The sequence below is a fragment of the Bradyrhizobium iriomotense genome (genome assembly GCF_018130765.1).
GTDB lineage: Bacteria > Pseudomonadota > Alphaproteobacteria > Rhizobiales > Xanthobacteraceae > Bradyrhizobium > Bradyrhizobium iriomotense_A.
Window position 1 is genome coordinate 1 of record NZ_JAFCJZ010000039.1, and the last position, 13,248, is coordinate 13,248.

General features: G+C 64.6%; 10 protein-coding genes. 3 read left to right on the forward strand and 7 right to left on the reverse strand.

Annotation, left to right across the window (positions count from 1 at the left end; all coding sequences use genetic code 11):
* Nucleotides 1-257: 257 nt before the first annotated feature.
* On the reverse strand, nucleotides 258-1,028 hold the full coding sequence (locus JQ635_RS37645) for an alpha/beta fold hydrolase (protein WP_211414816.1): 771 nt from the start codon (nucleotides 1,026-1,028) through the stop codon (nucleotides 258-260).
* A 165-nt stretch (nucleotides 1,029-1,193) separates the two neighbouring features.
* The gene (locus JQ635_RS37650; RefSeq protein ID WP_165424846.1) at nucleotides 1,194-1,658 is read right to left on the reverse strand and encodes an Hsp20 family protein; all 465 of its coding nucleotides are present in this window, start codon (nucleotides 1,656-1,658) and stop codon (nucleotides 1,194-1,196) included.
* A gap of 218 nt (nucleotides 1,659-1,876) precedes the next feature.
* Between JQ635_RS37650 and JQ635_RS37655 the strand changes: the two genes are divergently transcribed.
* Entirely contained in the window at nucleotides 1,877-2,824 is a 948-nt protein-coding gene (locus JQ635_RS37655) for an alpha/beta fold hydrolase (protein ID WP_211414817.1), read from the forward strand.
* Between the two features lie 48 nt (nucleotides 2,825-2,872).
* On the opposite strand, the gene JQ635_RS37660 is transcribed toward JQ635_RS37655, so the two are convergent.
* Together JQ635_RS37660 and JQ635_RS37665 are read right to left on the reverse strand one after the other, a co-directional pair.
* The gene (locus JQ635_RS37660; RefSeq protein WP_211414818.1) at nucleotides 2,873-5,680 is read right to left on the reverse strand and encodes a di-heme-cytochrome C peroxidase; all 2,808 of its coding nucleotides are present in this window, start codon (nucleotides 5,678-5,680) and stop codon (nucleotides 2,873-2,875) included.
* Between the two features lie 183 nt (nucleotides 5,681-5,863).
* Complete coding sequence (locus JQ635_RS37665; RefSeq protein ID WP_211414819.1) at nucleotides 5,864-7,660, reverse strand: adenylate/guanylate cyclase domain-containing protein; 1,797 nt, start codon at nucleotides 7,658-7,660, stop codon at nucleotides 5,864-5,866.
* Nucleotides 7,661-7,887: 227 nt separating this feature from the next.
* Here JQ635_RS37665 and JQ635_RS37670 point away from each other — a divergent pair, with 227 nt between their 5' ends.
* On the forward strand, nucleotides 7,888-8,520 hold the full coding sequence (locus JQ635_RS37670) for a LysE family translocator (RefSeq protein ID WP_211414820.1): 633 nt from the start codon (nucleotides 7,888-7,890) through the stop codon (nucleotides 8,518-8,520).
* Nucleotides 8,521-8,698: 178 nt separating this feature from the next.
* Here JQ635_RS37670 and JQ635_RS37675 read toward each other — a convergent pair whose 3' ends face one another.
* Nucleotides 8,699-9,451 carry a sulfite exporter TauE/SafE family protein gene (locus tag JQ635_RS37675; protein ID WP_211414821.1) on the reverse strand — a complete coding sequence of 251 codons (753 nt, stop codon included), beginning with the start codon at nucleotides 9,449-9,451 and terminating at the stop codon, nucleotides 8,699-8,701.
* Between the two features lie 173 nt (nucleotides 9,452-9,624).
* On the opposite strand from JQ635_RS37675, the gene JQ635_RS37680 reads away from it, so the two are divergent.
* On the forward strand, nucleotides 9,625-10,515 hold the full coding sequence (locus tag JQ635_RS37680; protein ID WP_211414822.1) for a LysR substrate-binding domain-containing protein: 891 nt from the start codon (nucleotides 9,625-9,627) through the stop codon (nucleotides 10,513-10,515).
* 483 nt (nucleotides 10,516-10,998) lie between these two features.
* Here JQ635_RS37680 and JQ635_RS37685 read toward each other — a convergent pair whose 3' ends face one another.
* Nucleotides 10,999-11,964, reverse strand: coding sequence for a Bug family tripartite tricarboxylate transporter substrate binding protein (locus JQ635_RS37685; protein WP_211414823.1), 966 nt, complete (start codon nucleotides 11,962-11,964; stop codon nucleotides 10,999-11,001).
* Nucleotides 11,965-11,986: 22 nt separating this feature from the next.
* Nucleotides 11,987-12,769 carry a histidinol-phosphatase gene (gene hisN / locus JQ635_RS37690; RefSeq protein WP_211414824.1) on the reverse strand — a complete coding sequence of 261 codons (783 nt, stop codon included), beginning with the start codon at nucleotides 12,767-12,769 and terminating at the stop codon, nucleotides 11,987-11,989.
* Nucleotides 12,770-13,248 lie beyond the last annotated feature (479 nt).

The following is a 13,248-nucleotide window of genomic DNA, read 5'->3' on the forward strand; positions in this document are numbered from 1 at the left end:
CACACAGACTTCCGATTCTGGAATCCCCTGTGGCCAACCCGAGTCAATCCGCCGCACTAGATACGTGCATGCCCTAGGGCGAACGCAGGGACCCATAACCCCAGGGAGAAGTTTGACGGAGATTCGGAGTGCGGTACTCGCACCTCATCCCCATCGATAGATCACGCGGTATGGGTCCCTGCGTTCGCAGGGACGACATCCGAGCAAAACAAAAGGCGCCTGAGATTTCAGGCGCCTTTTGCATTCACGCAATCACCTCAGCTCCGCGGATACCCCGCCGCGTCCAGGATCAAATTCGCCACCTCCTTCGGATGCGACACCAGCGAGAGGTGGCCGGCATCGAGCTCGATCGTGGTGGCGTTCATGCGCTTGGCGAGGAAGCGTTCGAGATCGGGGTTGATGGTGTAGTCGTTCTTCGACACCGCGTACCAGCTCGGCTTCGAATGCCAGGCTGCTTCGGTTGTGCGGCCGGCGAAGATTGAGGCCGCCGTCGGCCATTGCACGGCATAGAGCTCCCTGGCCTGCTCCGGCTTCACGCCGTTGGCGAAATATTTCAGGAAGGCATCTTCCGACAGTTTTGTGTAGCCGTCGCGCTCGACGATGCCGGCGCGTGCGGGGCCGGTCGGAAACTGTTTTGACAGCGCCACGAAATCCTCGTTCGCATCGGGCGCGCGTGCGGCGACATAGACGAGACCGGTGACCTTCGGGTCGGTGCCGACCTGGCTGATCACAGTGCCGCCCCAGGAATGCGCGACCAGCACGGTCGGGCCATCCTGCTCGGCCAGCGCGCGCTTGGTCGCCTCAACGGAGTCGGCAAGCGACGACAGCGGATTCTGCACGGCGGTCACGTGAAGGCCTGCGGCCTGAAGGATCGGGATCACCTCCGACCAGCTCGAGCCGTCGGCCCAGGCGCCGTGCACCAGCACGACATTCTTTGCCTTCACGGTCTGCGGGGTCTGCGCGTGCGCGAGGCTGAGAGGGGCCGCCAGCAGGCTCGCGGCGACGAAAAGGCTGCGCCAGAAAGTCACGATCGTTCTCCGTGTTCTTGGGTTCGATGCCCAAAGGACGGAGCATGCGGCAGCGGTGTTACTGGCTTCACCAGTCTGTGATGCGGTGCGAAAAGCGTCCAAACAAACGGCAAAAAACGCCCCGGGGCACCGGGGCGTTTTCGCAACCTGGAAGTCGTGTGCTGCTTAGGCGGCTTGCGCGGCCGAGTTCTCGATCACCTGCGGCTTCGCGCCGGCGTTGATTGCGATCTGGCGCGGCTTCTTGGCTTCGGGAATCTCGCGGACGAGGTCGACGTGAAGCAGGCCGTTCTCGAGCGAGGCGTCCTTCACCTGCACGAAATCGGCAAGCTGGAAGGCGCGCTCGAAGGCACGCGCGGCGATGCCGCGATAGAGCACTTCGGATTTCGAGTTCTCATTGGCGACTTTCTCGCCCTTGATCGTCAGCGTGTTTTCCTTCGCGACGATGGAGAGCTCGTCCTTGGCGAAGCCCGAGACCGCGACGGTGATGCGGTAGGCGTTCTCGCCGGTGCGCTCGATGTTGTAGGGGGGATAGCCGGGGCTGCCGTCAGAGCTGGCCTGGTCGAGCAGGTTGAAGAGACGATCGAAGCCGACGGTGGAACGATAGAAGGGGGTGAGATCGTAGGTACGCATGGTCAAGTCCTCCATTGAGCGACTATTGGGTAACCCGCCCGCCATCGGGCCGGGCTTTAGTCTGTGTGCAGCCTGATGTTCCGGTTCCGAAACACTGGTAGCGGCCTGCACGAAGGTGATATGGGTGGGGTGAGACGGCGTTCAAGAGGGCGGCAACAGCGCCTTTTCGGCGCTCCCGCCCCTTGATTTGCAGCACTTCGCGCCAAGCCCTCCCAACCATGACGCTGCTCTCGATCCCGTCCAACCCCGTTCCCGAAGACGTCGTCAGCGGTACCATCAAGACCCCCGATGGCGCCGAGCTGCGCTTCGCGCGCTGGGCGCCGCCGGCGGGCCGCAAGGGCACGGTCTGCGTCTTCACCGGGCGCAGCGAGCAGATCGAGAAATATTTCGAGACCGTGCGCGACCTGCGCGACCGCGGCTTTGCGGTGGCGATGATCGACTGGCGCGGGCAGGGCCATTCCTCGCGGCGCCTGCGCGATCCGCGCAAGGGCTATGTGCGCGACTTCTCCGATTTCGAGATCGACGTCGAGACCTTCGTGCAGCAGGTGGTGCTGCCGGATTGTCCGCCACCCTTCTTCGCGCTCGCCCACTCCATGGGCGGCACGGTGTTGCTGCGCGTGGCGCATGCCGGCAAGCGCTGGTTCGACCGCATGGTGCTGTCGGCGCCGATGATCGATTTGCCGGGCCGCGCCACCTCGTTGCCGGCGCGGACGCTCCTGAGGACGATGCGCCTGATGGGAATGGGCGGCCGTTACGTTCCCGGCGGCAGCGATCAGATCACCGGGCTCAACCCCTTCATCAACAATCCCCTGACCAGCGATCCCGTGCGCTATGCGCGCAACGCCGCGATCCTGGAGGAGGACCCGACGCTCGGGCTGGCGTCACCGACGGTTGCCTGGGCCGATACCGCCTTCCGCGCGATGCACACCTTCAAGGGCATGAACTACCCCTCCGAGATCCGCCAGCCGATCCTGATGCTGGCGGCCTCCAACGACACCGTGGTCTCGACCGCGGCAATCGAGGAGTTTGCCTATCATTTGCGCGCGGGCTCGCATCTCGTGATCGCCGGGGCCAAGCACGAGATCCTGCAGGAGCAGGATCGCTACCGCTCCCAGTTCTGGGCCGCTTTTGATGCCTTCGTGCCGGGCACGCCGTTGTTCAAGTGAGAGAGGGGCAGCTGCCTCTCCCCGCTTGCGGGGAGAGGTGAAGATAACTCACAGCGTCTTCAGATACTCGATCAGGTCGTAGCGCTCTTGCTCCTTAAGCACGCGGCCGATGGTGCCGTCCTTGCCGGGGCCCGGCGTGCCGTCGAACGAGTGGCCGGCATTGCTGTTGCCGTACATGTCGGTGCCATCGGACGCGCGCGTCGAGAAGCGCGACTGCCCGGTCTTGCAGCTCTCGCCGTCGGAGACCGCAAAGCCGACCTGCTTCGGATCGTAGTCGCGACCACCACCCATGCAGAACGATTTGGGACGCTCGGCCGCGGGGCTCAGCATCCAGTAGAGCGAAGGCACCGATCCGTTGTGCAGGTAAGGCGCGGTGGCCCAGACGCCGTTGAGCGGGCGCGCGCGATACCAGGGCCCCGGCTCATTCTTCTCGGCCGGCTGCGGACCGGGATTGGGGCAGTTCTTGCGCTTGCCCCACCAGGCTTGCTGCACTTTCGGCTCGATCTTGGCGTCGTCCATCGCCTTGCGGCTGACGATGTCGACGAGCACCATCAGGCCGAGCGAGTACGGCATGTCGGTCGAAGAAACATCCGGCAGTTTGCAGTCCCACCAGGCATTGAGATTCTGCGTGGGATCGAGCTTGAGGAAGCCCGGCACCTGAACCGTCCGCGTCGCCAGCACGCTTGCCTGAGCGGGATCGGTCCCCATGCCCTTGGCGCTTTTCTGGACCTCGTTCAGGAATTTGTCGTCGCCGATGGTCTCCCACCGTGACGAGGACCAGATGCTTTGCTGCGGAAATTCGGCGTCGAACTTGGAATCGTTGACGGGACCGAGATGGCATTCGACGCAGATCTCCGCATAGAGCTTGCGGCCACGTTTGACGCGCTCGTCATCGATCTTCCACGCAGCATCACCGAAGATGTCCGACGGCCATTTCGGCGATGTCAGCCCGGAGAGCTGCTTCTTCGGATAGGGCGCCTGCCCCTTCAGCAGATCCTCGATCCAGTTCAGATTCTTGATGTCCATCGAGGAGCGGAACAGCGTGTCCTTGGGCGTGTTGTCGGACAAATTGAGCAGCGCGGTCACGCCCAGCGCCTCGCCGGCGTTGCGGATCAGCGGTTGCTCGATCGACGCGTCATATTGCGCGTATTTGAGCCAGGGCACGGTCCAGATCGGCGGGAAGCTGACGGGCGCGTCCTTGGCATGCAGATTCTTCTCGAAGCCGCTGAGGCCGCTGAGCGCCATGTCCTGGGAGAAGACCTGGTTGCCGATGCGGTTGAGCGCGTCGAGGCGGCCATAACCTTCCTCGGTGTCCTGCTGCGGCTCGTCCCGCTTCGTCTTCTCGTTGTACCTCGTCTTACCCTCGATGGTCTTGGCGTAGGTCTTCTCCCAGTCGACCAGGAAGGTGCCGATCGCGCTCAGCTTCTGCTTCAGCGCATCGCGGTCCGCGTCGCTGGCGGAGGGGCCGAGCACGCGATCGGCGAAGCGCGTGAAACGGCCCGGGACGTAGAGCGTGTAGGCGATCGACAGTCCGGTCGTGATCTCGAGCTTCCTGAGGTCGGTCATCGCCGGGCCGCCGTCGAAGCGGATGTCGATGCCTTTGTAGTGGATCTGGCCGGTGTGGCAGGCGGCGCAGGTCAGGCCGATCCGATCCTCGCCGACCTGGCCGGTCGCAGGATCGGCTACGCCGGTCATGCGTGCAAAGCCGACGGGCAGGCCGCCAACGTTCTCGGCCTGGGCACCCCAGTTCACCGGCGGATCCCAGAGCCGCGCCGGCACCGGCTTCGTCTTGTCGTAGACGTTGGCATAGCCGAACTGGCGCAGGGTGGCGTCGTCGGTGTTGATCGTCTGCGGGCTCGGGATGAAGCCGAAGCGCTGCAGATGGTCGCTGTCATGCAGCATCCCGGGCTTTGCGAAGAAATGAAGCCGCGGCTGCTCGAGCGCCATGAACCAGCGATAGGGCACCGGGAAGGTCGCGGTGCCCTGGCTGGTGTGATGAAACCAGTGCCGGTCCTCCAGCGCCCAGTTCTGCTCGAGCCAGTACGCTGCCCGGGGTTCGACAAGCTTCGGCAACGGCGGCGCCACGAGGTCCCCGAGGATGCCGGGCAGCATCGGCTGGAATTGATCCGGAAAGCGCAGCGCCACGACGCCAAAGACGAGAAGCGCGGCGACCAGCCCGCCGGCAGCGCGCAAGATCAGTGAGGGCGGGGTGACCGGCTGGGCGACGATCCGCTGGGTGATCCTGTCAGGGAATTTGCGCTCGTTGAACAATGTCCTCACCTCGGCCACGCTGAGATAGCGGTCATCACCCTGACCCTTGCCCATGATCTTGAGCAGGATCGGCCATTCGAACTTCATCAGGATCGGGTAGTACCAGCGCGCTTGCTTGCCGGCGCGCTTGAGGTTGTCCTTCATGAAGGTCTGGATTTGCGAGGCGTTGAGCCCGGTCTCTTTGCCGCCATCGGGGTCGTCATAGGTGCCGCCGAAGCTGGCGAGCCGCGCGATCTCGTCCTCGTTGACGTGCCCGTCGACGCCGAGGATGCGCGAGCCGGCGCCGAGCTTGTCGAGCGGGCCGCCTCGTAAGCCATTGAGCTGCGCGCCCCAGAAGATGCTCTGCAGGATGTGACAGGCGCCGTTGGCGATCAGCGCGACGCCGCGGACCTGGATGCGGGCCGAGGTCTTCTTCAGCCCGGCCTCGCCGCTTGCATTCGCAATGGTCTGCGACAGCGTCCGGAGCGGCACGGTGCCGCCATCGACGAAGCCTTCACCGACGAGGCCGCGCAGGAATGGACAGGGATTGTTCGGCGAGACCTGGATCGAGGGGTCGAAGGGCGGCTTCGAAGCGGGGTCATGCATGGCCCAAAATCCTGAAAACAGCGAATCGCAATAAGGACGCGCCGATCAAGCGCGGAAAGTCCTAACAAACCGACAGCAGACTATACTACCTGAGCGTGTGACGAAGTGTGGCCGAATTCACTGTCCTGTCAATAAGGGCAGGCGCGAGATCGCCAAGGGGTGAAAGGGACCGCGGACCGCCGGTCACGACTCGGCGGCGCGTTTGACGTCGCTCTGGATCAGGGTCAGCTTGCCCAGCGGCACGCCGGCCTTCAGCAGTCCCTCGCGGTAATGGGCGAGATTCTCGGGCCGCTTCCAGTGGAAATTGCGCAGGTGACGGTCGACATTCAGGGTCGGGTAGTTGGCCATGAGCACCTTGGTGGCCTCGTCGGCCTCGTCGGTCCGGCCGAGTTGCGCCAGTGCCGCGGCGCGGATCGCCAGCGCCTGCATGTGGTTCGGGTTGATGTAGAGCTGCTCGCGGGCCCAGGACAGGGTCGCGTCATATTGTCTTAGGAGATAATGGCTGAACGCGTTCAGCGCGGCCCATTGGTAGCGCGGGTCGCTGTTGTCGCGCTGCGAGGCCATCGAGAACAGCTCGATCGCCTCGCGATGCTCGCCGATGATGAAATGGCAGATGCCGAGTACCCCGCGCGCGCCGTTGTCATAGGGGTTGAGGGCGACCGCACGTTTGGCGGCGTCCATCGCGGCCTCGTAGTGGCCTTCCATGCCGTGAGCCCAGGACAGGATCGAGAAGGCGAAGGAGGAGCGCGGGTCGAGCCGGACGCTGGTCTCGGCGAGATGCATCGCCTCGGCCCACATCTCCCGCGTGCCCTTGACCCAGCCGAACTGGATGCTCTGGATCTGGATCGTGGCGAGATAAGCATGCGCGATCGACAGCTTGGGATCGAGCTGGATCGCCTCCCGGAACAGGTCGACCGCGGTGGCCAGATCTTCCTTGGTCTGCCGGTAGTAATGGGACAGTCCCTTGAGGAAGCGGTCCCAGGCGGTCACGTCGGTCGAGAGTCTCGCCGGCGCCGAGGCTTCCGCCCGGACGATCTCGGTGGCGATGGCGGCGGACAGATTGGTGGTGATCTCGTCCTGCATCGCGAACAAATCGCCGATGTCGCGGTCGTAGCGCCCGGTCCAGAGCTGCTCGCCGGTCTCCGGCGCGATCAGCTCGGCAGTGACGCGGATCTTGGCGCCGGCGCGCCGCACCGAGCCCTGGATCAGATAGGTGGCGTCGATCTCGCGCGCGATCAGGCGCGTGCTCATATTCTTGCCCTTGAAGGCGAAGGTCGAGTTGCGACTCAGCACGCGATAGAAGGATTGCAGCGCCAGCGCGTGGATCAGATCCTCGGTGAGGCCGTCGGAGAAATATTCGTCCTGGGCGTCGCTGAGATTGGCGAAGGGCAGCACGCCGACGATCGCCGTGCGGTACTGCTGCGAGAGGGCGGATGCCTCCCGCAGCTCGGGCGCGAGCGCCGGTGCGCCCTCGGGCGTCCAGGTAAAGACCCCGACCGCATCCTTGATGTTCTTGAAGCGGTGGTTGCCGGCATCGGTCAGCGGCACGGTGAGATGCTTGCTCGCCTCCCGATAGGCCTTGGCCGAGATGGCGAAGCCGCCGGGGCTCGCCACGGATTCGAGGCGGACGGCAATATTGACATCGTCACCGAAGACCTCGTCCTCATCGGCGATGACGTCGCCCATATGGATGCCGAGCCGGAATTGCATGGCGCGATCGGCCGGCAGATGGTGGTTGCGCTCCGCCATCAGCGTCTGCATCGCGACCGCCGCCTCGGTGGCGCCGACGATGGAGGCGAACTCCAGCAGGAAGCCGTCGCCGGTGTTCTTCACGACGCGGCCGCCGTGATTGAGGATGATGGGGTGAATCGCGGCGCGATGGGCCTTGAAGGCGGCATGGGTGCCGGCTTCGTCGCTGCCCATCATTCGCGAATAGCCGGCGACATCGGCGCAGACGATGGCAGCCAGACGTCTTTCCATATCCCGGGAGCTCCAAGGGATCGGAGACCGGCCACGGCGTGGCAGTCGCCTCGAATCCCGCATTTCAAGAACCCTGCCTTTATAAAGCAGATGAGGCCGAGTGAAAGTATCAACCGCATTGCAAATTCGAAGTAAATCCTACGCAATCCCGGCGGTGGACGGAGCGGAGCGAACCGATTAAGCCCGGCTTTCAGGGCCGCAAGGCGGGCCGGGCGGGGGCATTTCACATGCTGGGCATTCACGAAATCTGGCTCTTCATCCTGTCGGGCATACTGCTTAACATCACGCCTGGGCCTGATAGCGTCTATGTGATCGGCCGCAGCATGCAGATGGGCTGGCGGGGCGGCGCGGCCGCGGCATTCGGCATCAGTTGCGGCTGTTTTTTCCACGTCGCGGGCGCGGCGATCGGGCTTTCGGCCCTGCTGATGGCCTCCTCGACGGCTTTCTCGATCCTGAAGCTGGTCGGCGCGGCCTATCTGGTGGTCACCGGCCTCCAGATGCTGTGGTCGCGCCCCGTGCTGGCTGCGGTCCGGGACCAGGGCGAGCGGAGCTCGCTGCGGCGGGTGTTCCTCCAGGGCGTCTTCACCAACGCGCTCAATCCCAAGGTCGCGCTGTTCTTCCTGGCCTTCCTGCCGCAATTCGTCGCAGCTGACGCGCCCCACAAGCCGCTCGCCTTCCTGACGCTCGGCCTGATCTTCATCTTTACGGGAACGCTGTGGTGCCTGGTGCTGGCGGCGTTCGCGGCGAAAGCCGCACACCGGCTGCGCAAATCCGAGGGGGCTATCGCCTGGGTCAACCGCGCGCTCGGCGGCCTCTTCATCTATCTCGGTATCCGCGTCGCCATGCTGGAGAGCCGGTAACTCGTTCGAACGAATGACATGAGGTTGCGTAGGGTGGGTTAGCCTCGTGGCTGCGCGAAGCGCAGTCGCGAGGCGTAACCCACCTCTTCTGTCTCTGCGGATACGAACAGTGGTGGGTTACGCCCCACGGTTTGCGCTGCGCGCAATCCGCGATGCTAACCCACCCTACGATCTTCGTTTACGCGAACTCCGTCGCCAGCGCGCTGCCGGCCAGATAAAGGCCGAGCAGGATCATCGCGATCAGGAACCAGCGGCGGAACGCTTCCGCCGGCATCCGCGCCCGCACCGACTGACCGATGAACATGCCGGCAAAGGCCATGGCAAGGCCCACGGCGCCCGGCACGGCATTGGCCGGCGTCAGCAATCCGCCGGCGGTGAGGTTGAAGGCGAGCGCCAGCGTCGCGGTCGTGAAGAACACGCCGAGCGCCTGCACCAGCTCGTCCTTCTCCATGCCGATCGCCTGCATGAACGGCATCGACGGGATCACCTGCACGCCGGTCGAGGCCGAGATCACGCCGGTGACCACACCGACCACGCCGCCGACCCACTTCTCATTCTCAGGCGCGACGCGGAACTGGAATTTGTTCAGGCCGATCACGGCGTAGATGACGAGCAGCACGCCGAGCACGATGGTGCCGTAGCGCGCGTGAGGGCCGGTCAGCGCGCCGGCATTGAGCCAGCAGCCGATCACGGTGCCGATCATCAGCGGCCACAGCCGCCGCAGGATGTCGCGCAAATGCGGGCCGACGAAGGTCTGCCAGATGTTGGTGACGATGGCCGGCACGATCACGATGGCGATGGCGCGGCTCGGCGCCATGTTCACCGCGAGCAGGCCCATGGACACGGTCGGCAGCCCGAGCCCGATCACGCCCTTGACGAATCCGGCCATCAGGAAGACGGCGGCAATGATGATGAGAAGCGGGTCGATCATGTAAGGCACATTGACCGATGCCGCGATCAGGCACAATCTGGAGGTTACGGAGCCAGCCTTCGTCAGTTACGAAGTCTAGAGCACGATCCGGACCCGCAGCGCCGCGTCAGCGCAAAGTGTGGAGCGGTTTTCCGAAAGATCGTGCTCAATCAACAAGGTTGGAGAGACCTGCCATGCGTTTCGACCTCGTCGATCTCCAACTCTTCATCGCGGTCGCCGACCAGCGCAGCATCACGCGCGGCGCGGAGCGGTCACATCTGGCGCTGGCCTCGGCCAGCGCGCGCATCAAGGGCCTGGAGGATGCGCTCGGCGTCGCGCTGCTCAAGCGCGGGCGCCGCGGCGTCGAGTTGACCGCGGCCGGCGAGAGTCTGCTCGATCATGCCAGGCTCGTGCTCCACCAGATCGACGCCATGCGCGGCGATCTCGCCGGCTTTGCCAGCGGCGTGCGTGCCAGCGTGCATTTCCTCGTCAACACCTCTGGCCTGTCGGAGCACCTGCCGAAGGCGCTGGCCGGATTCCTGCACGAGCACCGCGATATCGCTGTCGACATCGAGGAGCGCGAGAGCACCGACATCGCGGCCGCGATCACTGCGGGGGCCGCCGATCTCGGTTTCGCCGCCGAGCACGCGCTGCCCGACCATATCGAGCGCTTCGTGTTCAGCGAGGATCACCTGACATTGGTGACGTCGCGGCGCGGCCCGTTCGCCGGCCGTCGCCAGATCGATTTTCAGGAGACGGGTGCTTGCGACTTCGTCGGGCTCACCAGCGCCACGGCGCTCCAGATGCACATTTCGAAGCACGCCGCCCGGCTCGGCATGCGCCCGCATTACCGCGCGCGCCTGCGCGACTTCGACGCGATCTGCCAGATGGTCGCCGCCGACGTCGGTATCGCGCTGGTGCCGATATCCGCCGCGCGCCGCTGCGCCAGGCTGATGCCGCTCGCCATGGTCCGCCTGCGCGATGCCTGGGCCAACCGCAAGCTCGTGATCTGCGCGCGAAGCTTCAAGACGCTGCCGAGGCCGGCCAAGATGCTGGTGGAGCATTTAAGGGCGGAGGCGGTGTGAGGAGCGGACGCATTGATGTGAGCCTGCGCTGTGGCTGCGCGCACAACTGCGCTCCCTCCCCCCTTGCGGGGGAGGGCGGGGGAGAGGGGTAGCCCAGGAAAAGGTCTATCTGTTGCGAAGAAGAGAGGTCGATGGAGTCCCCGTGTGGACCCCTCTCCCTAGCCCTCCCCCGCAAGGGCAGGGCTATCGCATATGGATTTCACGAAGATTGTCCGCGGCCTTGCTCGGCCTCTCCCGCTTGCGGGAGAGGCCGACGCGCTCGCAGAGCGCGGCGGGTGAGGGCTCTCGCCACGCAGGGATATCATCCGCAATCCTCGACAATCCCGACGTGGAGACACCCCCCACCCCAGCCCTCCCCCGCAAGCGGGAGAGGGAGCCCAGTGCCGATGCCGCCGCATCGTGCACACCATATGCGATTGCGCTGCCCGCAAGGGGGGAGGGAACGCACCTGTCGCGTCGTGAGGTCGTTCGCTCGTCGCGCGCTTACTTCGCCGTCTCGACGCCGGCGTCCTTGATCACCTTCGCCCACTTCTTGGTCTCGTCCGCGATGAATGAGCGAAAATGCTCCGGCTCGTCGCCGACCAGCGTCGCGCCTTGCGCGGCGAGCTTCTCCTTCACCCCAGGATCCGCCATCGCCTTGGTCACGAGGGCATGCAGCGCCGTGACGATCTCCTTCGGAGTGCCCTTCGGGGCGACCATGCCGTACCAGTTCTCGACGCGCAGATCGGGAAAACCCGTTTCCGAAAGGGTCGGCACATCGGGCGCCGTCGGGGCACGTTCGGCGGAGCCGACCGCGATCGGCCGCAGCGCGCCGGCCTTGACCTGCGGCAGCAGCACGGGGAGATCGAGGAAGGTCATCTGCACCTGCTGGCCGAGCAAATCGTTCACCGCAGGCGCAGCGCCGCGATAGGGCACGTGCACGATGTCGATCTTGGCCGTCAGCTTGAACAGCTCGCCGGCGAGATGCGGCAGGCTGCCGGGGCCGGAGGAGGCGAAGTTGAGCTTTCCCGGCTGCGCTTTCGCCAGCGCAATCAGCTCGCCGATGTCCTTCGCCGGCACATTGGTGGCGACCACAAGCATTTCCGGCACGGTCGCAACCAGCGTCACCGGCGTGAGGTCGGTTTGGGTGTCGTAGGCGACCCGCTCCATGCTCGGGCTGATCGCGAGTGCGCCGGCCGAGGAGATCGCGATGGTGTAGCCGTCGGGCGGGGCCTTCGAGACCGCATCGGTGCCGAGCACGCCGCCCTGGCCGCCGCGATTGTCGATCAGCACCGGCTGGCCCGACAGTTCCGACATGCGCTGGCCGATCACGCGTGCGATGATGTCGTTGGGCCCTCCGGCCGGGAACGGCACGATCAGCTTGATCGGCTTTGCGGGAAAATTCTGCGCCGACGCCCATGACGGCAGCAACAGGAATAAACCAACGAGCAGCCTGCGTGAGATGGTCATGCAAGCCTCCCGCTCGCGTTTGTTATTGGTTGAGCAGCTTCAGTGCTTCTTCGTGAACTCTCGCGTCCCCGGCAGCAACGATGCGGCCGCCGCCCTGGGCCGGCTTGCCTTCCCAGGTGGTGACGACGCCGCCGGCGCCGGTCACGATCGGGATCAGCGCCGCGATATCGTAAGGCTTCAACTCGGTCTCGACCACGAGGTCGACATGGCCCGCCGCCAGCATGCAATAGGAGTAGCAGTCGCCGCCATAGCGCGACAGCCGTGCGCCCTGCTCGATACGGCCGAAGATGGCGCGGTCGCGCTCGTTCATCAGCAGCGGGCTCGTGGTGTAGGTCGTGGCTTCCGCGAGCGAGGCGCAGCGGCGGACCTGGAGCCGGCGCTCGCCGGACGGACCCTTGTAATTGGCCGAGCCGTTGTCGCCGGAAAAGCGCTCGCCGATGAAGGGCTGGTGCATCATGCCGTACACCGGCGAGCCCTTGTGCAGCAGCGCGATCAGCGTGCCCCAGATCGGGAAGCCGCCGATGAAGGATTTGGTGCCGTCGATGGGGTCGAGCACCCAGACATAGTCGGCGTCCTCGCGCTCGTTGCCGAATTCCTCGCCGACGATGCCGTGCTGGGGGAAGCTCGCCTTGATCAGCCGCCGCATCACCGCCTCGGCGGCGCGGTCGGCCTCCGTCACGGGGTCGAAATCCTTGGTCTTGCTCTTGTCGTCGATCGACAGCGAGGTGCGGAAGAACGGCAGGATGGTTTCGCCGGAGGCGGTGGCGAGCCGTCCGATGAAGGCGGAGAAGTCGATCACCGTCACGGTGAGTTCCTCAAAACGAAAGTCAGTGTGAAGCTCGCTCCTGCCTAGCTCAATTCGCCTCCCGCGTGCAGCGCTGTCTTGATTTGCACCCTGGTATTTTGGATGCCGGACGTGGCTGCCCCAGGTCAGTCATATGCTGGCCAAATATCGATCACAGAGTTGAAAACTTAGTTCCGAATATGCCTTGTTCGTATGCAAATGACTATCAACCCATTGAAATTCCTTATCAAAGAAACTGAATCCAGGTTTCTCTTATAGCAATTGAGCCATGTGCGTATTGCATGGGAATCGGCGCAAAAGCCCTTGCACTTTGTGCGGCGCGGCCGCATATTGTTGCGGTGCGGTAGCGCTCTGCGTTACCGCTGCCCTCCTTGGGCGTTTCCTCCCTAGACTTGGGCCGCTTCTTCATTAGAAGCGGCCCTTTTTTCTTTGGGCCTCTGCTTTCGTTTCAAAGCGCGCAGCGATCCGAAGCGCAAATG